Raw genomic sequence first — 23,153 nt, forward strand, 5'->3', positions numbered from 1 at the left:
ACCATGCCAACTGTTTTTATTACCGGTGGTACAGGTTATATCGGCACCAGGTTAATTAAAGCCCTGCAGCAGGATGGCCATTTTCACATCAAGGCATTGGTAAGAAAGGGATCAGAAAATAAATTACCAGCTGGCTGCGAAATAATTTTTGGTAACGCCTTAGATGCCGATAGTTATCAAAACAATATTACACCGGCAACAATATTTGTACACCTGGTTGGAGTAGCACATCCCTCTCCTGCAAAAAAAGTACAATTTAAAAACATTGACCTGGTATCTGTACAGCAGGCTGCAAAAGCCGCAACTACTGCAGGCATTCAGCATTTTGTTTACTTAAGTGTATCGATGTATCCAACCAGAATAATGAAAGACTTCCAAGCAGTTCGTGCCGAAGGTGAAGCCGTATTATTACAACAACATTTTATTTCATCATTCATAAGGCCCTGGTATGTTTTAGGCCCGGGGCATTGGTGGCCTTTATTATTGAAACCGGTTTTCTTTATTTTAAAATTTCTTCCTACGAAAAAAGAAGCCGCAATACATTTAGACACGGTTACCATTGCACAAATGATAAAAGCAGTAGTAGCCTGCATAAAAACTCAGCCCGATAAAAATAATATTGTTGATGTGCAGATGATGAAGAGATTGTAAAAATACATTTTACGTCAACCTGAATTAAAACAATAGCCTGAGCATTAAGCTATATTGAATTTAAGAGCAGAGCACCAATGTTGCAGCTACAGTAGTACAAAAGATGAACATAGCTACCTGGCAGGAAAGGGATGAAATCTTTCCTGCCTTTACTTTTTTGTTAGAAAAAAAGTAAATGAAGGCTTACAAAAAAGAAGTGAGCATTTATAAAAAAGCCCCGCCAGAAGCGGGGCTAATAATTTAAAATCTATCAGCCTGTAAGCCGGATTCTGTATCCCCCCAACAAGTTGGGGAAATGGTTATCATTTATCTGGCTGTAACATTACTGTTACAATCTTGCTGCCTACCCTTCAACGTTCCCCAACAAGTTGGGGATCGGGCGAGCCGCCCTCAACGCTGATATACGTGGCATTACAGCACACAAGGTTTACCCGATTCATGCATTACTGCAAAAACCCGTGAGCTCTTACCTCACGTTTTCACCCTGGCCCCTCCCCAACGAGTTGGGGATAGGTGGTAATTTTCTGTGGCACTTTCTTCCCCAACAAGTTGGAGACCGGCCATTAACCGGTGTGTTGCCCTTTGCTGTCCGGACTTTCCTTCCCCCCCCAACAAGTTGGAGAGAACGATAACCCGGCTGATAGAACGCAAAGATAGATTATATTTTTTTGGGGTAGTTTAGGGATAGTCAGGCATTGCTATTTTAATTATATTGTAGCACAATGAAATCTTAAAATAGATTTTTATTGATGCATTGTTTAGATTTATCCAGGAAGATACATGCACTTGTTAGGTGCAGACTTTTTGGCAACTCATTAATTACGAACTCCCGATGACTATTTCACAAACAAATGAAGCAGAATTTATTGATGAGGTTACCCATATAAATTGGAGCCAATTTAAAGGGGCGGAATATTATCAGCCCCGTAATGTTGTTTTAAGTCTTACGAATCTTGTTTATCTTAGAAACGAGGAAGAAAAATGGCATATTTATAACGATGTTTTATTTGCGTTGGGTAATAACCATGCAGGAACGTATTACCCGGTAATTGCAGCAGTGCTGCCACTGATCACTAAACTTTTACAATCAAGCCAATATGAACTTGTTCGAAATTGCATATTGGAAATATTAAGCGAGTGGTATTACAGTTTTGAGCCTGAACCAGGAGCATTTACAATTTCAACAGCAGAGGAATTGGAACATTTTGTAAGAACACATATCAGGGACTTAATTACGGAAACTGAATGGAACGACAGTGAAAGAAATATGAAGCTGATTGCAGATTTTTGCGACTATTTCAATGAAGAAACTTCTACCTGATGGCCTTTCTTTACCCACATCATTTGCAAAATTGCATTGCCATAACAGACTTAAAATAAATAGTGATTGTCAATTGCATTCCATTAAAACCGCATTTTTTATGATTGAAAATTCATTCAAAAAATACCAGACATTCTCACAAAGGTTAGGTGCAGCAATTATTGATGCTATATTATTTTTACCGGTTATGTACATTGGCAGTAAGGTTTTTGGACCTGATGAAGACAAATCAATTTTGTGGCTGATAATTTTAAATGGACTGTACTATGCCTATTCAATAACCGGACATCATAAATATGGACAGACAATTGGCAAGCGATTGACTTTTGTAAAAGTTGTACAAAGTGAAGACGAGAGTAAACTACTATCGCCAGCCCAGGCATTTAAAAGAGACTTACTTGGAATACTATTGGTGCTGGTAGAATTCTGCATTATAGTATCGGGTTCGGCAGATACAGAATATGGAGATATCGTTTTAGGGTTATCTTCATTCACCTGGTTAATTGCCGAAATGCTTACCATGTTATTCAATAACAAGCGGCGTTCTGTTCATGATTATATTGCAAACTCTGTTTGTATAGACATCACTAAGCCCACGGCATGGGAGAAAAAGTCAGGCGTTTAAAATTTATTCACTCCCGCTAAAACCAGTATTTCTACGGGTAAAAATGCATCGTTGGTTTTATATTTTGTTGCGTATTATTTAAAAAAAACACGCCTTAAATTTAACTGACTATGAAGAATAAAATTATAGTGCTGGGCATTGCAGCAATAATTGTATTTGTCAACCTGCTATTTACCAATTCCGGTTGCTCTTCACCAACAACAATGGATGCAACAGCCAAAGGCCTCAGCAATAAATATGCTGTATTGCCCATGGATATTGATGCCCTGTCGCAAAAAACGGCTGATACATTTTCATGGCAAAGTTTTATTGCCATGAACTGGCCTGCCAATATCAGTACCTGCGGCCCCGATACCAGCAATGGCAGTTCCATCCTTACCGGCAAGGGCCCGGTAGTATGGGAAACCTACCTTTCTTCTGACCAGGTTTTTGTTGCTGCACCGGATGCCCCAAGCCCATGGTGTGCCAATAATAATGCTGTTACCAGCCTTACACACCTGCCGCAAAAAGTGCAGGACCTGGCACGCAAAACCGGTGTATATCGTTTTGTACATCGTATTTCAAAATCGCCGCATGCGCTGGACCAGGCGGTTGGTGGCCCGCTGGTAGATCAGAACGGAAGATTTGCCCGATACGAAGTGCGTATGAATTATGATGAATATAATTTTATTACTAAAAACGGTTTATGGAATAAAGCAGGCCAGAATAAATATGCGGCAGACAGCACTACCATCACGATGCCCGCCGGCCCTTCTGCCTTCGGGCCCAATGGTGCTATGGAATTTAAAGCCGCATGGAAAGTATTGGGTAAGGGTGATGACAGCAGTAAGTTTTACAAGATAAAAGCCATTGTGTATAATGATGATTCCGGAGACCCCAGCCCCGGCGAAAACCCGGTAACACTCGGATTGGTGGGCTTACATATTGCACATAAAACAGCAACGCAACGCAACTGGGTATGGTCTACTTTTGAACAGGTAGACAATCTGACCAAATCTTTTTATAATGCTAACTGTGACACCTGTACGCCGAATATGCCTATACCCGGCAGTAATTACAAAGAGCTGAATCCTGATGGCAGCCCCATCAACAAACCAACACAGGTAACAAGAGTAAATGCAGTAGAAGATCCTTTTGCAGATAGCATCAACCTGTACTTTCAAACTTTGCTGAAGGGATCGGTATGGGCAAATTATAAACTGGTGAGCACACAGTGGTTATTTGCAGAAACAATGACGCCATCATTCCTTGCCAATTCGGTTCAGGAAACTTATGTGCAGGGGCCGCACCCGGCTTCCTATGGCGGGTTCCATTTAAATATCGATCAGCCGTATTATACCGACTCATTGTACCAGCCGTTTGCAAAAGGCATCAGTTCAAGTTGTATGGGTTGTCATTACGTTGCTACGTTCCCCGCAGCACCGGCAAGAACCGACTTCAGTTTTATTTATGGTGAAGCCCACTGATAATTCAATGAAATTATTTTTTTAAGGTTAGATAGATCAGCAACTAAAAAAGGTGGCCTGTTAACAGGTCACCTTTTACTATCACAGGATGTATAAGTTAAGCCAGATCAAAACGATCCAGGTTCATTACTTTAGTCCAGGCTGCAACAAAATCATGTACAAATTTTTCTTTTGCATCTTCACAGGCATATACTTCTGCAAGCGCACGTAACTCTGAGTTAGAACCAAAGATCAGATCAACCCTTGTTGCCGTCCACTTTACTGCGCCTGTTTTACGATCGCTTCCCTCAAACACATCTTTTGATGCGGCTTTCCAGGTAGTACCAAAATCAAGCAGGTGTACAAAGAAATCGTTGGTTAATGCACCGGTTTGCGTGGTAAATACACCATGCCGGGATTGACCATAGTTGGTGTTCAGCACACGCATGCCACCAACCAGCACCGTTAACTCAGGTGCGGTTAAGGTTAACAGTTGTGCTTTATCTACCAGTAATTCTTCTGCTGAGGCTGTGTGTTTGGCATTTAAGTAATTACGGAAACCATCTGCAACAGGTTCCAATACTGCGAATGATTCCACATCAGTTTGTTCCTGTGTGGCATCAGTTCTGCCGGCAGTGAAAGGCACAGTAATTGTGTAGCCTGCATTTTTTGCGGCCTGTTCAACAGCTGCACAGCCACCTAAAACAATAAGATCGGCCAACGACACTTTTGCAGCAGCAGATGCACTATTGAATTCTTTTTGTATACTTTCTAAAGCCGCCAGCACTTTACTCAATTGAGCAGGATTATTTACTTCCCAGTATTTCTGTGGCGCCAAACGAATACGTGCCCCATTGGCACCGCCACGTTTATCAGAACCACGGAAGGTGGATGCTGATGCCCATGCAGTAGCTACCAGTTCGGATACCGATAATCCGCTTGCCAGTATTTTAGTTTTTAATGCCGCAATATCAGCATCATTGATCAGTGGATGTGTAACAGCCGGAACAGGGTCCTGCCAGATCAGTTCTTCTGCCGGCACTTCTTTACCCAGGTAGCGGCTGCGTGGCCCCATATCACGATGGGTTAACTTGAACCATGCCCGGGCAAATGCATCTGCAAACTGGTCAGGATTTTCGAAGAAACGCCTTGAGATTTTTTCGTACGCAGGATCAATTCTCAATGCCAGATCGGTAGTAAGCATAAATGGTGCATGGCGTTTAGACGGATCATGTGCATCAGGAACCAGGCCGGCGCCTGCATTATCTTTAGGTTTCCATTGCTGTGCACCTGCAGGGCTTTTGGTTAATTCCCATTCATAACCAAACAGGTTTTCAAAAAAGTTATTGCTCCATTTTGTTGGTGTGGTTGTCCAGGCGCCTTCCAAACCACTGGTAATGGTATCGCCTGCATTGCCGCTGCCATAAGTATTTTTCCAGCCCAGGCCCTGTTCTTCAATAGTAGCACCTGCAGGTTCTGCGGCAACATATTTGCCAGGATCGGCAGCGCCATGAGTTTTACCAAATGAGTGCCCGCCTGCTATCAACGCTACGGTTTCTTCGTCATTCATTGCCATGCGGCCAAAAGTTTCACGGATGTCACGTGCAGCAGCCAGCGGGTCTGGCTTACCGTTAGGCCCTTCAGGATTTACATAAATTAAACCCATCTGTACTGCGGCCAACGGATTTTCCAGGTTGCGGTCGCCACTGTAACGCTTATCTCCCAGCCATTCTTTTTCTGAACCCCAGTACACATCTTCTGCCGGTTCCCACACATCGGCACGGCCACCACCAAAACCGAATGTTTTAAAGCCCATCGATTCAAGGGCGCAGTTGCCTGCAAGTATCATCAGGTCGGCCCAGGAGATCTTTCTGCCGTATTTCTGTTTGATCGGCCATAATAATAAACGGGCTTTATCAAGGTTAGCATTATCCGGCCAGCTGTTCAACGGTGCAAAGCGTTGCATACCGGCGCCACCACCGCCACGGCCATCCTGTATACGGTAGGTACCTGCGCTATGCCAGGCCATACGGATAAAGAACGGTCCGTAATGACCATAATCTGCAGGCCACCAATCCTGCGAGGTAGTCATCAGTTGGTAAATTTCTTTTTTCAATGCATCCAGGTCAACTGTTTTAAATTCAGTTGCGTAGTCGAAAGACGCCCCCATCGGGTCGGACAAGGAAGAATTCTGACGAAGGATGTTCAGCTTTAATTGATTTGGCCACCAGTCACGGTTCCTGGTACCACTGCCGGCAGTTTGTTTTAATGAGCCACCACTAAAAGGGCACTTAGCAGCCATATTTTCTTTATTAACGTCTAGTACCGGTGTGTCGGGGGATGTGTTATGTTCCATTCTTATAGATTTATATGGTTTATAATTCAAACTTACAATAATACTTACATAACCCTTATCTATAAATTTTATATAGTTATAGATAGAATTGATAATGCCGGGTAAGATGGTATGCCATTTCAATATACAGCAAAATTGTTTATTTTAAAAGCATAGTGCAGTTGTGTTATACAACAAGTACCTGTAACAGCATAAACATATAAAAACTGGTTTAACCTTTTATTATAGCAACTACTATTGCATTTAGCAGGTGATTTTTTATCTTAGAGGTCTCTGCAAATGAAAATATACTATACCATTATCATCATCCTGCTTTTAATTTTTCCCAAATTAAGCCCTGCCCAACTTACCATAAAAGATTTCAGACTGTGTGTTGAAAATATTGGTTGTTCAGATTCTACATTAAAAATAAGTAAGTCGCAGTTATTTAAGGCCGGAAAAGTAACGGCAAATTTTCCCTGGTTAACCATCAAGTCGGTAACATTATATTTTGGAACGGAAGGACTTAGTGACGTCATGATGCTTTCTATAAAAGGCGACTCCATAAATAATGAGGCCAGGAAATATTTTGAGAGAGCCGGTCCGGGAACTGTCATCACCATCGATGTAGAAGGATATAATAAGAAGAATCAGCAGGTGCCCTGGGCAGGCCTTTCCATACGAATCATACAATAACTTTACCAGATGCTTAAACAATCAGCCATATCATTTTTCTTACTTGTTCCGGCACTTCATGCAGTAACTATTTCCTTTGCGCAAGACACTGCTATTGCTACACCCGGCAATTCGTGCCAGCCTTATTTTGATAAGAATAAAAATCCTGTTCATTATGTGTACAACGTTGCCAAACAAACACACGACTATTCCGGCAATTGGGATTTTGATGGCGATGGCAAAACGGATGGATTATTTTTTGTTGGTACCGGCGGTGCTCATTTATATTTTTATTTAAGCATTGTTTTAAGTGCTGATAAAAAGACCAGGAACTTTCCCTTTCTTGAACTGGATATGCCCTGCCTGGGGAATATTGATGAGCTGAAGCAATCGCAATTTTATCCTCCTCCCCTTTTTCCGCAATTTGTGGTAGACAAATTTAGTACTGGCGCTTTGAGTGATAATGCCAATGATAAAATATACCTGCACCTGGATAGGTCTGCAGTAATTCCACCCGAATGGAAAAAACGTGGCGTAAGCAGTACTTACTTATTACTGTATTATAAAAAAGGAAGCATAACAATTCAAAATTTTATTGAGTAGCTTAGTTGCTGTATTGTAACCAGGAATTCTGTTTTAAATATATTTTATACCCATGCTCAGATTTTTAAAAGCCCTTTGCTGGCTGTTTATTGCAACGGCTCCGGGTTGCAGTAATCACAATAACTTAAATGATAAGATTGCCCCTGATGATACTATTGTAAAAAGCAGCGCCGTAATAAAACCTGATTATTCAAAATATTATACTACAAAAGACAGCTTACTAATTGTAACCGAAAACGATGACAGCTTAGAATACAGCAAAGAAGAATTCAACCAGCTGATAGATCAACATCCCGAATTATTGAACATTGATTATGTTACAAACCCCGACCTTATGTATTACTCTTCCAGCAATAAGGAAGGGTTCAGCAGCGAAGCCGGGCAAGATACTTATTATATGCTGTATGCTTATTTTCTTAAGCAACAACAGGGTGTTGAAAAATATGCTGTACGGCGAAAAAAACTGATCGACATCTATGCCAATATCAATGCCCTTTATCGCCATATCCAGGATGGCGGCACTTATTTCGGGCACCAGCAATACAGGATACTGGCTTATGCAGAATTCTCCCTGCATACATTTATTGACCACGAAAGCAGCAAGTCCAAATCCTATAATATCACCAAAGAAAAAAAACTCTACCTGGGTTTATTACGCCAAATAATCGATGACGAAAGTTCATTAAACTATGATAGTAAAGGGAAAGATTTTGCAGAAGAAACCAGGGAGTTAAATCATATTGTTGATAATTTAGACCAATTAATTACCGACATTTTTTATTTAAAAAAAGCGCAGGCTTTTCAATTTGATAAATACGAATACTATTAAAAAATCCATTCCTTGTTTAACCAGTACCATACTTTAAATGAATTGTATATCTTAGCTGCGGTCATTGTATACTTCTCCTTAAACTGATCTTATGATAAAATACAGCTTCCTGCTTTTTTCTGTTTTACTAACACACCAAATCATTAGAGCACAACCGGCTGTTATTGCAACTATCAATACTTACACGCAACAAAATAAAGGGGCCATCATTAATGAGTTCACTGATTTTTTAACCATTCCTAATGTTGCTGCCGATACCGCAGGCCAGCATAGGACTGCGGCATTTATTATGGCAATGATGACCAGGAGAGGCATTAACAAAGTACAGCTTTTAAATGCAACCACAGCAAATGTACCACCTGCAGTGTATGGCGAAGTGATAGTACCTGGCGCCAAACAAACATTGATCTTTTATGCTCATTACGACGGCCAGCCTGTTACAGCTGCACAATGGGATAAAGCGCTATCTCCTTTTGTGCCAAAACTATTTACCGGTGCAATAGATAAAAGTGGTAGCAATATTTCTTTTCCGTTTGATGGTAATTATAATAACGACTGGAGAATATATGCCAGGAGTGCTTCGGATGATAAAGCCGGAGTAGCGGCAATTTTAAATGCTTATGATGCGATTAAAAAAACTGGTTTAACACCCAACTGTAATATTAAATTTTTCTTTGAAGGAGAAGAAGAGGCCGGATCTGTTCATTTAAATGAGATACTGGAAAAACACAGCTCCTTATTGCAATCCGATCTCTGGATCATTTGCGATGGGCCCGTACATCAATCAGGAAAGAAACAAATTGTATTTGGCGTACGTGGCGATACACATCTCGATCTTACCGTGTATGCATCCAAACGGCCATTGCACAGCGGGCATTATGGCAACTGGGCACCAAACCCTGCCATGATGCTGGTGAAATTATTATCGTCTATGAAAAACGATGATGGCAAGGTAACCATCAAAGGTTTTTATGATGATGTAACTCCATTAACTGCAATGGAAAAAAAAGCATTAAGTGAAGTGCCTTCTGCCGATGCACAAATGAAAACTGAATTAGGCATCAGCAGTACCGAGATGAAAGGCACCGGCTTAAATGAAGCCATCAACCTGCCTTCATTAAACATCAACGGCATACAAAGCGGTAATGTAGGCAAACAATCGTCTAATCAAATACCTACGTTTGCTACAGCTGTCATCGATCTTCGGCTGGTATTGGGTAACGACTGGAAAAGGCAGCAGCAAAAAGTTATTGATCATATCAAAGCACAGGGGTATTATGTTACCGATCATGAACCTACAGATGAAGAAAGAAAAAAATATCCAAAGCTCATCAAGGTAACTCCCGGTGCAGATGGCTATAATGCACAGCGTACGGCAATGGACCTGCCCGTTATTAAAAAAGTAATTGCAGCCGTAAAAAATACATCCAATGAGCAAATAGTTTTACAACCTACTATGGGCGGTAGCCTGCCCTTATATTTATTTGAACAATACCTGCATACCAAAACCATTACCATCCCCGTTGCTAATCATGATAATAACCAGCATGCCGAAAATGAGAATATCCGCATTGGCAATTTACTGGATGGTATCACTACAATGGCTGCGCTGATGCTGATACAATAATGGGCAGTTTATCGCCGCACTATTACAATATAGTGCTTTCTTATACTATCATATATATAGAGTTTATACTACAAGACTGTGGCCAGATATGACATAGTTTCGGGATATATCAATACTAACAGTTCTGAACGCTTTTATTGATACTACCTTAACACCTTATTTAATCAGCACATGTTTTCGATACCGGCGGATAATTTTAAAATTTTATTTGAGCAGTTGCCCGGGCTGTTCCTGATTTTGACCCCCGATTTTACTATTGCTGCAGTGAGCGACCTCTATATTGAAGCCTCATTAACAACAAGGGAATGTATCATTGGCCGCAATATATTCCAGGTTTTCCCCGACAATCCGGATGATAAAAAAGCTAACGGTGTTTCCAACTTAAAAGCATCTTTACATTATGTATTGGAACATAAAGTGCCTCATGCTATGGCAGATCAGCAATATGATATCCGCAGGGCCGATGGCCTGTTTGAAGAAAGGCACTGGAGCCCGCTGAACACCCCGGTTTTCAATGAACAACATGAGATTTGTTACATCATTCACAAAGTACAGGATGTAACCGCAAGCCGCCATGCCAGCAACCAGTTGAAGAAAAATAAACGTGACTTTCAATTACTGGTAAATAGTGTAAAGGATTATGCCATTTTTATGCTGGATAAAAAGGGTTGCGTAAACAGCTGGAACAGCGGTGCGGAGCATATTAAAGGGTATACCGCTACAGAAATTATGGGCAGTCCGCTGGATATTTTTTATACCGATACCGATATAGCCAACGGTATACCACAGAAAAATTTACAAATGGCCCTGCAAAGCGGGCACTTTGAAACGGAAGGCTGGCGCAAACGTGTAGATGGCTCGCTGTTTTATGCCAATATTGTGTATACTGCACTGATTGATAGCAATGGTAAACATTACGGCTATGCGAAAGTAACTAAAGATATAACTGAAAAAAGAAAGGATGAGGACCGTATACGTTTTTTGGCAAGTATTACCAATAGTATACAGGACCCCGTAATTTCTTCCGATAACAATTTTTGTATTACCCGCTGGAATGATGCTGCCGAAAAATTATTTGGCTGGAAAAGTGAGGAAGTTATTGGTAAAACAACTGTAGATGTTTTAAAAACTATTTACCCCTGCGAATCCAGGCAAGAGGTAATTGCTACCATTGCAAAAAAAGGTATCTGGCAGGGAGAACTGGTATATCATACCAAATCAGGCAACCCGGTAAATGTAGTAGCCACGGCATCCAAACTTAAAGATGCAGAAGGAGATCAATATGGTAATCTTATTCTTGTTCGGGATATTACCATCCGCAAAAAAACAGAGGAAGCTTTGAATTATTTAAACCAGGAACTGGAATTTGAGGTGGCAGAGCGTACTATGGCAATAAAAAGAAGCGAAAAGCAATACCGTTATCTTTTTGAGAATAACCCGATGCCTATGTGGGTGATGCACCTGGAGACATTTAAGATACTGGATGTAAATGAAATGGCGGTATTGCAGTATGGCTATAGCCGTGAAGAATTTCTTTCGATGACGGCATTGGATATAAGGCCGGATGCGGATAAAAATAGCTTTATTCATTCTGATCATGCCGACGAAATAACGGCCGGAAATTACAATAAAGGCATCTGGAATCATAAGAAAAAAAATGGCACCATTATACAGGTAGAGATTATTGTACATGATATTATTTTTCACGGGGCTGCTGCAAGAATTATTCTTGCCAATGATATTACAGAAAGAATTGGAGCCGAGGAAAAATTGATGGCCAGCGAAAAACTCTATCGTGCATTAATTGAAAACGGCAATGATATTATTACCCTGATGGACGAAACATTCCAACTAATATACCGTAGTCCTGCTGCCTCAAGAATTACTGGCTGGACAAATGAAGACATGTTAGGCATCGACGCAACCCGGAATATATTTGAAGAAGACAGGCCCATGGCTGCAGCTATTGTACAGGATGTAATGGCCAATCCCGGCAAAACGATTCCCTGCAAATTTCGCATGTGGCATAAACAGGGGCATTATATTTGGGTAGAGGGGATACTGACTAACCTGCTTAAAGATAAATATGTAAATGCTATCGTATTTAATTTCCGCAATGTAACCAAACGCATTGAAGCGGAAGAAAAACTAACGGCCAGTGAAAAACGTTTCCGGGCATTAATTGAAAATAACGAGGATCTTATCGTACTGCTGGATGAAACTTTTAAGGTAGTGTACCGCAGCCCGTCTGCAGCTAGGATAACAGGTTGGACAGATGACGAAATTACCGGCTTTAGCAGCGCCAAAAATATGCACCCCGATGATGTGGAAGAAGCTGTTGCATTATTAAACCGGGTAAAAGCAAATCCCGGCAAGCCCGTATACGGTAAGTTCCGAAACAGGCACAGGAACGGGCATTACCAATGGATGGAAGGCGTTGCCATTAACCTGTTGCATGATGACAATGTAAAAGCTATTGTATTTAATTCACGGGATATTTCTGCACGTGTGGAAAGTGAAGAAAAATTAATTGCCAGCGAAAAGCAATTCCGTTATACGCTGGATAATATGCTGGAGGGTATACAGATCATTGGATTTGACTGGCGTTATATCTATGTAAATGATGCCATGGCAAAACACGCCAAATATCCTAAAGCAGCATTTACCGGCTGCACCGTAATGGAAAAATTTCCGGGTATTGAACACACCGAAATTTTTAAGGTGTACCAAAAATGCTTTACTGAAAGAATCCCCATTCATCTTGAAAATGAATTTGAATTTCCTGACAAAACGAAAAGCTGGTTTGAACTGAGCTTTCAACCGGTACCGGAAGGCATTTTTATTCTTTCGGTTGATATTACCGATCGTAAAAAAGCAGAGCAAAAAATAATTGAATCTGAAGAAAACCTGAAAGCCATTTTTGATAATGCTGCCGAAGGATTTATATTAACAGATATAAACGGTATTGTAAAAGCCTTTAATTACAGGGTATTCAACAGCATACTGGTAAATGTACAGGAAGAAATAAAAATGGGTTCCAGTATATTCGATTACATCACAGCATCCAGGAAGGAATTTTTTTATGCGGTATTTTTAAAGGTTACCAAAGGTGAAACTATCCAGTACGACCGTTGTTATGAAAGTGAGAACAACACTGTTACCTGGATCAATTTTATTTTTAGCCCTGTAAAAGATAACAATATTATTAAAGGAGTTTGCATTACGGGGCGTGATATAACTATCGAGAAAATTGCACAGCAACAAAAAGAATTTGATCATAGCAACCTGAATGCAATGATTAATAATACCGGGGATATGGTGTGGAGTGTTGACAGGGAATTTAATTTAATTACTTCCAATAATGCTTTTAATGACATGATAGAGACCGTAACCGGTCAAAAAATAACAAAGGGATTTAAAATGCTAAATGAAGAATTTCCTGAAGATACCATTAAGCGTTATAAAACTTATTATGAACGTGCTTTTGCAGGATCTACCTTTAAAGAAATTGAATATAATAATACGCCGCATGATTTCTGGACAGAAATTTCTTTTAATCCTATTTATGAAGGAAATGCTGTAATAGGAACGGCCTGCTTTTCGAGAGATATAACAGAACGTATTATAGCAGAGGAACAGTTAAGAAAAAGTTTTGCCGACAAACAACTGTTAGCCCAAAGAATGTCGGTAATACTGAATACCCTGCCGGCCAATATTGCATTGCTGAATGAAGAAGGAATAATAGTTGATGTAAATGATGCCTGGAGAATATTTGCAGATGAAAATCAATTTATTGGTTCCAACCATGGTATTGGCAATAATTACATAACAATTGCCGAAAATGCATCGGGTAATGAAAAGGTTGATGGCAAAAAAGTGGCTGATGGCATAACAGCTGTGCTTACAAAAGAAATAGAGGAGTTTGTATACGAATATCCTTGTCATTCACCGCAAAAAGAAAGATGGTTCCGGATGGTGGTTTCTCCCCTGCAGGAAAAAGAATATGCCGGTGCTGTGGTAATGCATGTAGATATTTCTGAATTGCGGATGCTGGAGCAGGCCAGGTTAAAGAGCAGTATGGATGAGCAGAAGAAAATAACGCTTGCCATTTTGCAAGGGCAGGAAAAAGAACGGAATTATATTGGTAAAGAACTGCATGATAATATTAACCAGATACTGGCTGGCACCAAATTATTTCTTACATCTGCCGGCCATAAAAACGCAACAGTAAAAGAACTGATCCAATACCCTGTAGAATTATTGAATAGTGCTATTGAAGAAATCCGTTCCCTGTGCCGTAATTTAGTAAGCCCTATAAAAAACATTGACCTGGAAAACCTGGCCCAAGGGCTTTTGATCAACCTGAATCATAGCACAATAATTAAAACAGATCTTATATACAGCGTACCAAAACCATTACTTACAGACGACCTCAAATTAAATATATACAGGATTCTGCAGGAATTAGTTAATAATACATTGAAATATGCAGAAGCCAAATGTATAACGATATCAATAAAAGCCGCAAGGAATAAAGTACTTACTGTAATTGTAGCCGACGATGGTAAAGGATTTGATGTAAACAGTAAAAGAAATGGCATTGGCATTTCAAATATCATGAACCGGGTAGAATCTTTTGATGGCAACCTGGAAATAGAAAGCAACCCGGGCAAAGGCTGCAGAACAACTATTGCCATCCCCTGCTGACGAGTGGCACAAAAAAACGGCCGCTTTGCAGCAGCCGTTTGTATTATACATGAGAACCATTTTAGTTTTTGATCAGCTTTACGCTTTGCGTATCACCGGTACCGTCATCATACTTAACAAAATATATTCCGGCTGCAAGGCCGCTGATATTTAGTTGTGTTTGTAGTGTACTTGCCAATACCGTTTTCCGTTGTACTATTTTTCCTTCGGGGCTCAGTATGGTGATCACCGTATTTTCTGTGGCTTTGTTATGTTGAATAGTCACCTGTTCTCTTGCAGGCATCGGGTAAATCTGTATTTGTGCAGTTGCCAGAGTTTTGCTGTACACTTTAATTGTTGCTGAATATTTGCTTCTGCCATCAAAGTCCATATTTTTCACCCTGAAAAACATGGTTTGTACAGTCTTTCCCGGGTAGTCGAAACTATAAATTGATTTTCCTGTAGCAGTTACATAAGTAGCATTGGTAAAATTAATACCATCAGTACTGCTTTCTACATAATATCCTTTTACATTCACTTCTTCCCCTACATTCCATAACAATTTAACCGATTCATCAGTATTCTTTCTTGCTACAAAACCCTCAAAGGTTACTGGCAAAGGACCGCCTGCTACAGAAAGCGCCAAATCATCAAATGTTATATTACCTGGTGTTGTAGCCCTGAAAGTAAATTCAAAACGAATCAGGTGACCTACTTCAAGGTCCGCATCTGCCAATGCAATACAAACATTCCCGGAAGTTCCTGCCAGGGCTGTGTATACCGGACCGTTCGCAGTAGTAGCTAATATTTCCAGCGGAGCTGTACTTACCGCTGATATCACCCTTATCCTGTATTGCGTATTTACGGGAACGGTGTATTTAAAGCCCAGCGTTACGTGTCCCGGTTCGCTTTGAACGTACACAGGAGAAATAAGACTTCCACTGCGGCCTGTCAGTCCGCTGCTTTCAATTTCAGCCCCAGCTCCTGCATTCCATGAGAACGAAACATCGTTACCGTCGGAATATATACTGGGAGAGCTGAAGCCTTCATCAGTAAGATTAAAATTGCGGAAAACACTGCAATTAGTTACCGTAGTAACAATTGTTGGGGATTGTGCAGCAGCAACAAACCCGGATGCGATAACAACCGCCGATAGTAAAAACTTTTTCATAATTTTTTTTTAAGTGTAAAGAGATAAAAATTAAAAAAACGCTGATCATAGATCAACTGAAGTCTTTATACGGGAGTTGGAAATAGTTTGAGATGCCGGCCAACGGCAAATGTTGTGCTTGTGTGCCCGGGTGGGGAGACTTAAGTATTACGGTTTTACAACCATTTTACTTTTGTTACCCGGAATGTAAAGATGCGTACTAATGCTTCGTCAATTGTTATATAACTTTCAGATTTTATTGCATGATTCACACATTGGGCAATTAAGCGGTTGTTAAAGATTCACCGGCAGCTGCATTATGCATATATAAACGAATATGAATAAAATAATTCTGTTTAACTTCGGAAAACAGCATTGTGATTTTTATACCAAGCCAATAATTACAGATCCATTTACAATATGACAGACATTGCAGAAACAATCCAGGAGCCGCTGGAGCAGGCCAATAAAAGCAATATCAATTCCAGGGTAGCGCTGTTTGTAGCTATAACCGCCACTTTTATGGCACTTTGTAACGTTAAAGATGGCAATATTGTGCAATCGATGTCGCAGGCGCAGGCGCATGGCATTGATGCATGGTCTTATTACCAGGCCAAAAGCACCAAACAAGCTATTGCAGAAAATACGGTGGGCTTATTGCAGGAACAACATATGCCCGGTGCTGATACATTGATAAAAAAATATGAAGCAGCCATAGCACGCTACGAAAAAGAGAAAGAGACCATAAAAACTGAAGCTGAAGGTTTTCAAAAGCAATATGATGATATCAACCTTTTCGACGACCAGTTTGATATGACAGAAGCGCTGTTAACCATCTCCATCGCCATGTTTGGCATTACTTCTCTTACACAAAAAAGATGGCTGCTGTATTTTTCAGGCATTGTAAGTTTATCAGGCTTTATTTTGGGCCTTGCCGCATTTATGAAGATCAGTTTACATTCTGATTTTATTTCTAAAATATTAGGTTAATCATGAAAAAAATTATTGCCTTTGTTTTATTGTTCAGCATCCTGCAGGCTGATGCCCAAAATGAAAAAACAATTGAACAAAATTTATTAACCACATTTAAGAAAATTGGTTATTGGCTGGAACATTATGAAAGCAGCAACAAAGTGCATTCTTCCGATTCTATTGCTGCAGTAAATGAAATTTTCCTGGCCGATCTTTTGAAATACACCGCAGCAAATCCTTCTACTATCACTTATCCGTTTAAAGCATTGCAGAAAGAAGGTGTAAACATTACCACTTCTGATGATGGCCTGTTCAGAATTTATTCCTGGAATACTTTTATGGGAGGTACTGCACACGATTTTGACGTAGTGTACCAGTATAAAAGCAATAACAAAGTATTTTCGAAAGCTCCCGGTTATATTTATGAGGAGGGTGATTTCGGGGCATCTTATTCGGCTATTCATACTGTTAAAGCTGACAACAAAACATATTATCTTGGCGTAAGCCTGGCAACTTTTTCTTCAAAAGATTGTTACCAGGCCGTTAACGCATTTGCTATTGAAAATAATGTGCTGAATGATTCGGTAAAAATAATTAAAACAAAAACAGGCATTAAAAATGAATTGGGTTTTGAATTTAATTTCTTCCTTTTGGATGGCCATGATGAAAGGCCCCTGCAACTGGTATATTATGATAAGGTAAAAAAGATATTAAAAATACCTGTGGTTACAGCAGCCGGCAAAGTAACCCGTAAATTCATAGCCTATAAATTTACCGGCAGGTATTTTGAAAAGATGTAACCGGCTGACCAGGAGCCGGCTAATGCATACCCGTTATAAAAATTGTGATAAAAATCATAGAAATTTTAACCTGATTATAAAACCAACCTATCAGAAAGTATGTATCTTTACAACAGCAGATGAAAAAAATTACCGCCATATTTCTTATTACGCTTTATTCACTTACCACTTTAGGTATAGGGATAAGGCAGTTTTATTGTTGCGGTAAATTAAAATCCACCAATATCACTTTGGTGCAGGAAGCCAAAGAAAAATGCAGCAACTCCGATGCCATGAAAGGCTGCTGCAAAACACAGTTCAAAAGCCTGAAAGTAAAAGACAGCCATGTGGCAGCAGATGGCATTGCTGTGCTGGTTAAGCATTTTACAGATCTGCATATAGCTACTCCTGCTTTTGAAGTAAAGGCCCCCGTAAATGAGCCGGTGGTAGTTGCTAATGCCAGTAATGCACCGCCGCCAAAGTTAAATGGCATTGCGATCTATATCCTCAACTGTACTTACCGTATTTGATTTATTCCTCTCTTAAATAACAGGCTGTTAATGCCTGCTGTAACTGCTGCTTATAATGCAGCCCTCTGTTACATTTTATTACAACTTATATTAATGAAGTATCCGGCTATAGCAGGTTTATAATCATTAAAAAATATTTCGTCATCATAAAATCAAATCAAAATGAAAAAAGTAACCTTAATTGTAATTGCTGTAATTGCATCACTTACAACGTTTGCACAAAAAAACAAAATGCATAAAGCAGATACTACGATGGCTGCTAAAGCAAAGTATTGCTGCTCTATGCACCCGGAAGTAACCAGTAATAAGCCTGGTAAATGCACCAAATGCGGTATGGACCTTACCAAATCAAAAAAGGAGCACATGAAAATGGAAGTGATGAAATCTTATTCCTGCCCGATGCATCCCGAAGTTACCAGTGAAAAACCAGGCAAATGCACCAAATGTGGTATGGATCTTTCAGAAACAAAGACAAAAATAAAAACCAAAAGAGGTTAATTGAGTAACCGGTTTGCAGCAAACAAAATTTTCTGCAAACCGGTTTTATGATTAAATTTTATGATAATGAAAACGAAACCCTGTTTTTTGATATTGCTGCTGATTTTTTCAGCCGGCATATCAAATGCACAAAACAATAAACCCGTTGCAAAAGATACCAGCATAAGCTTTAAAGTATTCGGTGCCTGCGAACAATGTAAGGCCCGTATTGAAGGCGTGGTAAAAGGCCGGGGTGTAAAAAAAGCAACCTGGGATGTGGATAGCAAGATATTAAGCCTTACCTATAATCCTGCGCTAATTTCTTTAGATAAAATAGAGAACCGCATTGTTGCTGTTGGGCATGACCTGGAGAATAAAAAAGCAAAAGACAATGTGTATAAGGAACTACCCTCCTGCTGCCATTACCGTGAAATGGAAACGATGATCCATGAGACAGATACAGATACAATACAACTTCATCCGAAAGATTCAGTGATAGAACAGCACCCTGTTAAAACTGATGTTGTGGTTCCGGAAACTAAAACAACTACACATATAGTAAAAGGTGTGGTATTGGAAACCGGGAAAAAAGGAGCTTTTACTCCCCTGCAAGGTGCCAGCGTGATCTGGCTGCATTCCAAACAAGGTGTATCAACAGACAGTACAGGTATTTTCTTAATCCCCCACGATGGTACCGGCAGCAGGTTAGTGATCAGCTATGCAGGCTACCAACCCGATACCATCAGTGTTGTTGATATGAATGAATTGAAAATTATTTTGGCTGCCAATAAACAACTGAAAGAAGTAACGGTACTTTCCAAACAACGTTCTACTTATTTAGCTGCAGCAAATCCTATCCGCACACAAATAATGACGGATAAGGAATTGTTTAAAGCTGCCTGTTGCAACCTGAGCGAAAGTTTTGAAACCAATCCTTCTGTTGATGTTTCTTATAATGATGCGGTAACAGGTTCCAAACAGATTCAATTATTGGGATTGAGTGGTAACTATACACAACTTACAGTAGAAAATCTTCCGGGGCCAAGAGGGCTTGCTACTCCATTGGGTTTAAATTCTATTGCAGGCCCATGGGTGGAATCGATACAACTCACCAAAGGCATTGGTTCTGTTGCCAATGGTTATGAAAGTATTGCCGGGCAGATTAACGTGGAATTAAAAAAACCGGAGAACAGCGAAAAATTATTTGCCAATGTTTATGTGAATGATTTTGGAAAAACAGACCTCAATTTAAATCTTTCGCAAAAGATCGGCAGCAAATGGTCAACCGGGTTATTACTGCATGATGATTTTTTATCCAACAAAAAATTAGATTTTAATAAAGATGGTTTCAGAGACCTGCCCACAGGCAATCAATTTAACCTGGTCAACCGCTGGAAGTATGATAACGGCAAAGGATTTCTGACACAGTTTGGTGTAAAAATACTGACTGACAAAAGAACCGGTGGCGAAGTGGGTTATGATCCTGCGATTGATAAGAACACCATGAATAAATACGGGTTAGGCATCAATACGCAACGTTATGAAGCTTTTACTAAAATCGGGTATGTTTTCCCGGAGAAGAAATACAAGAGTATCGGTTTGCAATTATCTGCAATTGATCATCAGCAGGATTCTTATTTTGGTTTGACTACTTACAATGCCAAACAACAAAATTTTTATGCCAATTTAATTTATCAATCCATCATCAATAATACCAAACACAAATTCAGAACGGGTGTAAGTTTTTTATCTGATCATTACAATGAAGACCTGAAAGCTGTGCATTATACCCGTACAGAAAATGTGCCCGGTACTTTTTTTGAATACACTTTTACACCTGGTGAAAAATTCAGTTTGATAGCAGGTATAAGAGGTGATCATAACAACCTCTTCGGATTTTTTGCCACACCACGCCTGCATGTACGATACGAGCCGGTAAAAGGCACCACCATACGTGCCAGTGCAGGCCGTGGGCAGCGTACTGCCAACATTTTTGCAGAGAATACCAGTGTATTGGTAAGTTCACGGCAAGTGAATATTATGAATGCGGCCGCAGGAAAAGCCTATGGTTTAAATGCAGAAGTGGCCTGGAACAAAGGCATCAGTGTAGACCAGAAATTTAAACTCTTTCAACGTGATGGATTATTAAGCCTTGATTTTTTCAGGAACGATTTTAATAACCAGGTAGTGGTTGACCTGGAAAATCCTTCGGAAGTAAAATTTTATAACCTGCAGGGCAAATCATATTCCAACAGTTTCCAGGCAGAAGTAAATATTGAGCCCGTAAAAAAATTAGACCTGAGGTTAGCCTATCGTTATTTTGATGTAAAGACCACCTACAGCGGCACATTACTGGAACGTCCTTTAATTGCAGCCAACAGGGCTTTTGCTAATCTTGCATATGCATACAGCGGATGGAAATTTGATTATACGTTCAACTTCAATGGTAAAAAAAGGATTCCGAATACTGTATCTAATCCTGTACCATACCGGAGAGATGAGTATTCACCTGATTTTATCCTGATGAATGCACAGATCAGTAAAACCATAGGTAAAAAACACCCGATGGATTTTTATATTGGCGCAGAAAATCTTACAGATTATTTTCAGCAAAACGTAATTGTGGCAGCCAATCAACCCTTCGGGCAGTACTTTGACGCCTCCCTGGTATGGGGGCCGGTAACAGGCAGGATGCTGTATGCCGGGTGGAGGTATAAGTTAAAATAGGTGACAGTATTTTCTTCACCATGCATGAGGTGTGGGAAATTTTCAGTTCTTAATGTTCAATAAAAATACACCGGTGTTTTATATTGAATACTTTCTATTAGGGTTACGGAATTGACTTTGCCGTAAAATAAAAACACTTGCGTTGCCCTGGCAGCACAAGTGTTTTATTTAAAACCGCAACCGATATAAACGAATGTTTACAAAACCTGGTGCCGTTTCTCTTCCTTGAACATTTTATCATAAGACCATGGGCCATTACCCATGACCAAAAAGACTATCAATAAAACCAATATTACAACAGACAACATTAATTCGCCGGATGGAATATTATCGTTACCGGAAAAGCGTAATAAAATAATAGCGCCGATAAGTATCGGCATCTGCGAAAGGCAGGCCAGCCGGGTATGTAATCCTATCAGAATAAAAAAACCACCGAGCAGATGTGCGATCACAATAAACTGACCGATGAGTACCAATGCAAAAGAGCCTGAGTTCATATTGGTACTTCCCAACAGGCCGATCAATGTACTCATGTTTACCAAAAAACTGATTCCTTTAAAGCAGAGAAAAGCACCGAGTGAAACCCGGATGATATCAAGCCATTTGGAGTGATGATTTTCACCCCAAAGCTCAAGGCGATGGAGATAATTCATATAGCTTGTTTTAGATGATGAATAAAGACCTGCTATAAATTTACAAAACTTAAACAGCTTTTGCAATAGCGAGTTATCCACCTGCAGCGGAAGGTATAAAAGTTGTGTGCCTTGAAACTCATATAAAAATGGCTTAAGCTATTCGCAATATTTTTCCCGGCTTTGTATAAATTTGTTTCCTTGCCTTTTTAAATATTTGCTTATACAAAAGCCGGAATAAAAATTCCGGCTTTCTGAATTATAATGATCAAAAACTGTACGGCTTATTTACCAAATACTTTCTTCAATAATGAAGTTACCTGCGCCGCAGGATCTTTTCTTATCTTCTGCTCCTCCTGCCCTATAGAATAAAAAATACCCGCCATTGCTTTTTCAGTTACATAAGCACTCAAATCGGGATTAACCTGGCTTTTGGTTAATGGAATTTTATTGTATGCGGTAAATGCATCTTTCCAATAAGTGGTGGCATTTACTTTGGCTAATGACGCTTCAATAACCGGGCGCATTTTTTCGGTAAGTTTTGCCGTGGTATTGGCTTTTAAATAATCGGTAGCGGCAAAATCGCCTCCTTTTAATATTTTCAGTCCATCTGTTACAGTCATTTGTTTTACAGCATCAATAAATATGGTTGATATGCCGCCTGCCGCATCTTCTGCCGCCCGGTTCATTGATAAAATAGCTTTATCCGCCAAAGAACCTAAGCCAGCTTTACGCAAAGTAGATTCTACTTTCTGTGCTTCGGGTGGCATTAAAATTTTAATGGCCGCATTGGTGAAAAATGCATCTGTTTTGTGTAATCTTTTTGAAGCGCTGTCGGTACCGATGGTCAACGCTTCTTTTAAACCGTTGATGATTTCATCATTGCTCAATCCTGATCCGCTGGTAGATTTTCCAAGGCCGGAAAGAATATTACCGCTGCTGTCTTTAGAAGTGGCTTTTTTTATCTTCCCTAAAATACCTTGTGCATTAACAAATGAAACGGCTGCAACAGCCAGTAAAACGAAAGTAAATTTTTTCATATTCAGATTTTAAGACTTAGACGACAAAATTATCGGTTAATATGCTAAC

At 39.9% G+C, this 23,153-nt stretch carries 18 protein-coding genes and 1 other RNA gene; 14 read left to right on the forward strand and 5 right to left on the reverse strand.

The features are described 5' to 3' along the window. The first annotated feature begins 3 nt into the window (after positions 1-3). The gene (locus ACYVM0_RS06720; RefSeq protein WP_460554400.1) at positions 4-651 is read left to right on the forward strand and encodes an NAD-dependent epimerase/dehydratase family protein; all 648 of its coding nucleotides are present in this window, start codon (positions 4-6) and stop codon (positions 649-651) included. Between the two features lie 242 nt (positions 652-893). Here ACYVM0_RS06720 and rnpB read toward each other — a convergent pair. Next, positions 894-1,296, reverse strand: an RNA gene (gene rnpB, locus ACYVM0_RS06725) — RNase P RNA component class A. Between the two features lie 187 nt (positions 1,297-1,483). On the opposite strand from rnpB, the gene ACYVM0_RS06730 reads away from it, so the two are divergent. From ACYVM0_RS06730 to ACYVM0_RS06740, 3 genes are all read left to right on the forward strand, one after another. Then, positions 1,484-1,972 (forward strand): hypothetical protein, encoded by a 489-nt coding sequence (locus ACYVM0_RS06730; protein WP_460554403.1) that lies wholly within the window; start codon positions 1,484-1,486, stop codon positions 1,970-1,972. Between the two features lie 100 nt (positions 1,973-2,072). Beyond that, positions 2,073-2,597 carry an RDD family protein gene (locus ACYVM0_RS06735; RefSeq protein WP_460554406.1) on the forward strand — a complete coding sequence of 175 codons (525 nt, stop codon included), beginning with the start codon at positions 2,073-2,075 and terminating at the stop codon, positions 2,595-2,597. Positions 2,598-2,707: 110 nt separating this feature from the next. Continuing rightward, the gene (locus ACYVM0_RS06740) at positions 2,708-4,063 is read left to right on the forward strand and encodes a hypothetical protein (RefSeq protein ID WP_460554409.1); all 1,356 of its coding nucleotides are present in this window, start codon (positions 2,708-2,710) and stop codon (positions 4,061-4,063) included. 97 nt (positions 4,064-4,160) lie between these two features. Here the strand turns inward: ACYVM0_RS06740 and katG are convergent, their stop codons facing one another. Further along, positions 4,161-6,398 (reverse strand): catalase/peroxidase HPI, encoded by a 2,238-nt coding sequence (gene katG / locus ACYVM0_RS06745; RefSeq protein WP_460554412.1) that lies wholly within the window; start codon positions 6,396-6,398, stop codon positions 4,161-4,163. A 279-nt stretch (positions 6,399-6,677) separates the two neighbouring features. Here katG and ACYVM0_RS06750 point away from each other — a divergent pair, with 279 nt between their 5' ends. The 5 genes from ACYVM0_RS06750 (at position 6,678) to ACYVM0_RS06770 (ending at position 14,818) form a co-directional block, all read left to right on the forward strand. Next, entirely contained in the window at positions 6,678-7,073 is a 396-nt protein-coding gene (locus ACYVM0_RS06750) for a hypothetical protein (RefSeq protein WP_460554415.1), read from the forward strand. 9 nt (positions 7,074-7,082) lie between these two features. After that, positions 7,083-7,655, forward strand: coding sequence for a hypothetical protein (locus ACYVM0_RS06755; protein ID WP_460554418.1), 573 nt, complete (start codon positions 7,083-7,085; stop codon positions 7,653-7,655). A gap of 52 nt (positions 7,656-7,707) precedes the next feature. Then, positions 7,708-8,484, forward strand: coding sequence for a hypothetical protein (locus ACYVM0_RS06760; protein ID WP_460554421.1), 777 nt, complete (start codon positions 7,708-7,710; stop codon positions 8,482-8,484). Positions 8,485-8,575: 91 nt separating this feature from the next. Continuing rightward, complete coding sequence (locus tag ACYVM0_RS06765) at positions 8,576-10,111, forward strand: zinc-binding metallopeptidase family protein (RefSeq protein ID WP_460554424.1); 1,536 nt, start codon at positions 8,576-8,578, stop codon at positions 10,109-10,111. A gap of 171 nt (positions 10,112-10,282) precedes the next feature. Next, the gene (locus ACYVM0_RS06770) at positions 10,283-14,818 is read left to right on the forward strand and encodes a sensor histidine kinase (RefSeq protein ID WP_460554427.1); all 4,536 of its coding nucleotides are present in this window, start codon (positions 10,283-10,285) and stop codon (positions 14,816-14,818) included. Positions 14,819-14,879: 61 nt separating this feature from the next. Here the strand turns inward: ACYVM0_RS06770 and ACYVM0_RS06775 are convergent, their stop codons facing one another. Then, complete coding sequence (locus tag ACYVM0_RS06775; protein ID WP_460554430.1) at positions 14,880-15,968, reverse strand: T9SS type A sorting domain-containing protein; 1,089 nt, start codon at positions 15,966-15,968, stop codon at positions 14,880-14,882. A 399-nt stretch (positions 15,969-16,367) separates the two neighbouring features. On the opposite strand from ACYVM0_RS06775, the gene ACYVM0_RS06780 reads away from it, so the two are divergent. The 5 genes from ACYVM0_RS06780 (at position 16,368) to ACYVM0_RS06800 (ending at position 21,432) form a co-directional block, all read left to right on the forward strand. Then, positions 16,368-16,937, forward strand: coding sequence for a DUF4337 domain-containing protein (locus ACYVM0_RS06780; protein ID WP_460554433.1), 570 nt, complete (start codon positions 16,368-16,370; stop codon positions 16,935-16,937). 2 nt (positions 16,938-16,939) lie between these two features. Further along, a complete protein-coding gene (locus ACYVM0_RS06785; RefSeq protein WP_460554436.1) occupies positions 16,940-17,719 on the forward strand; it encodes a hypothetical protein in 780 nt (259 codons plus the stop codon). Between the two features lie 119 nt (positions 17,720-17,838). Further along, positions 17,839-18,228: an HYC_CC_PP family protein gene (locus tag ACYVM0_RS06790; protein WP_460554439.1), complete on the forward strand. Its 390-nt coding sequence runs from the start codon at positions 17,839-17,841 to the stop codon at positions 18,226-18,228. Between the two features lie 162 nt (positions 18,229-18,390). Then, entirely contained in the window at positions 18,391-18,726 is a 336-nt protein-coding gene (locus ACYVM0_RS06795) for a heavy metal-binding domain-containing protein (protein WP_460554442.1), read from the forward strand. 66 nt (positions 18,727-18,792) lie between these two features. Then, positions 18,793-21,432 (forward strand): TonB-dependent receptor domain-containing protein, encoded by a 2,640-nt coding sequence (locus ACYVM0_RS06800; protein WP_460554445.1) that lies wholly within the window; start codon positions 18,793-18,795, stop codon positions 21,430-21,432. A gap of 197 nt (positions 21,433-21,629) precedes the next feature. On the opposite strand, the gene ACYVM0_RS06805 is transcribed toward ACYVM0_RS06800, so the two are convergent. Both ACYVM0_RS06805 and ACYVM0_RS06810 read right to left on the reverse strand, forming a co-directional pair. Continuing rightward, the gene (locus ACYVM0_RS06805; protein ID WP_460554448.1) at positions 21,630-22,085 is read right to left on the reverse strand and encodes a DoxX family protein; all 456 of its coding nucleotides are present in this window, start codon (positions 22,083-22,085) and stop codon (positions 21,630-21,632) included. 263 nt (positions 22,086-22,348) lie between these two features. After that, positions 22,349-23,104: a DUF4197 domain-containing protein gene (locus tag ACYVM0_RS06810; RefSeq protein ID WP_460554451.1), complete on the reverse strand. Its 756-nt coding sequence runs from the start codon at positions 23,102-23,104 to the stop codon at positions 22,349-22,351. Between the last annotated feature and the right edge of the window lie 49 nt (positions 23,105-23,153).

It is taken from the genome of Ferruginibacter profundus, from assembly GCF_054783275.1.

Bases quoted from the DNA above. Each gene is read 5' to 3' on its own strand.
- ACYVM0_RS06720 (WP_460554400.1), top strand. From the start codon at position 4: ATGCCAACTGTTTTTATTACCGGTGGTACAGGTTATATCGGCACCAGG.
- ACYVM0_RS06765 (WP_460554424.1), top strand. From the start codon at position 8,576: ATGATAAAATACAGCTTCCTGCTTTTTTCTGTTTTACTAACACACCAA.
- ACYVM0_RS06805 (WP_460554448.1), bottom strand. From the start codon at position 22,085: ATGAATTATCTCCATCGCCTTGAGCTTTGGGGTGAAAATCATCACTCC.
- ACYVM0_RS06755 (WP_460554418.1), top strand. From the start codon at position 7,083: ATGCTTAAACAATCAGCCATATCATTTTTCTTACTTGTTCCGGCACTT.
- ACYVM0_RS06760 (WP_460554421.1), top strand. From the start codon at position 7,708: ATGCTCAGATTTTTAAAAGCCCTTTGCTGGCTGTTTATTGCAACGGCT.
- ACYVM0_RS06800 (WP_460554445.1), top strand. From the start codon at position 18,793: ATGAAAACGAAACCCTGTTTTTTGATATTGCTGCTGATTTTTTCAGCC.
- ACYVM0_RS06780 (WP_460554433.1), top strand. From the start codon at position 16,368: ATGACAGACATTGCAGAAACAATCCAGGAGCCGCTGGAGCAGGCCAAT.
- ACYVM0_RS06785 (WP_460554436.1), top strand. From the start codon at position 16,940: ATGAAAAAAATTATTGCCTTTGTTTTATTGTTCAGCATCCTGCAGGCT.
- katG (WP_460554412.1), bottom strand. From the start codon at position 6,398: ATGGAACATAACACATCCCCCGACACACCGGTACTAGACGTTAATAAA.
- ACYVM0_RS06810 (WP_460554451.1), bottom strand. From the start codon at position 23,104: ATGAAAAAATTTACTTTCGTTTTACTGGCTGTTGCAGCCGTTTCATTT.
- ACYVM0_RS06735 (WP_460554406.1), top strand. From the start codon at position 2,073: ATGATTGAAAATTCATTCAAAAAATACCAGACATTCTCACAAAGGTTA.
- ACYVM0_RS06740 (WP_460554409.1), top strand. From the start codon at position 2,708: ATGAAGAATAAAATTATAGTGCTGGGCATTGCAGCAATAATTGTATTT.
- ACYVM0_RS06750 (WP_460554415.1), top strand. From the start codon at position 6,678: ATGAAAATATACTATACCATTATCATCATCCTGCTTTTAATTTTTCCC.
- ACYVM0_RS06790 (WP_460554439.1), top strand. From the start codon at position 17,839: ATGAAAAAAATTACCGCCATATTTCTTATTACGCTTTATTCACTTACC.
- ACYVM0_RS06795 (WP_460554442.1), top strand. From the start codon at position 18,391: ATGAAAAAAGTAACCTTAATTGTAATTGCTGTAATTGCATCACTTACA.
- ACYVM0_RS06730 (WP_460554403.1), top strand. From the start codon at position 1,484: ATGACTATTTCACAAACAAATGAAGCAGAATTTATTGATGAGGTTACC.
- ACYVM0_RS06770 (WP_460554427.1), top strand. From the start codon at position 10,283: ATGTTTTCGATACCGGCGGATAATTTTAAAATTTTATTTGAGCAGTTG.
- ACYVM0_RS06775 (WP_460554430.1), bottom strand. From the start codon at position 15,968: ATGAAAAAGTTTTTACTATCGGCGGTTGTTATCGCATCCGGGTTTGTT.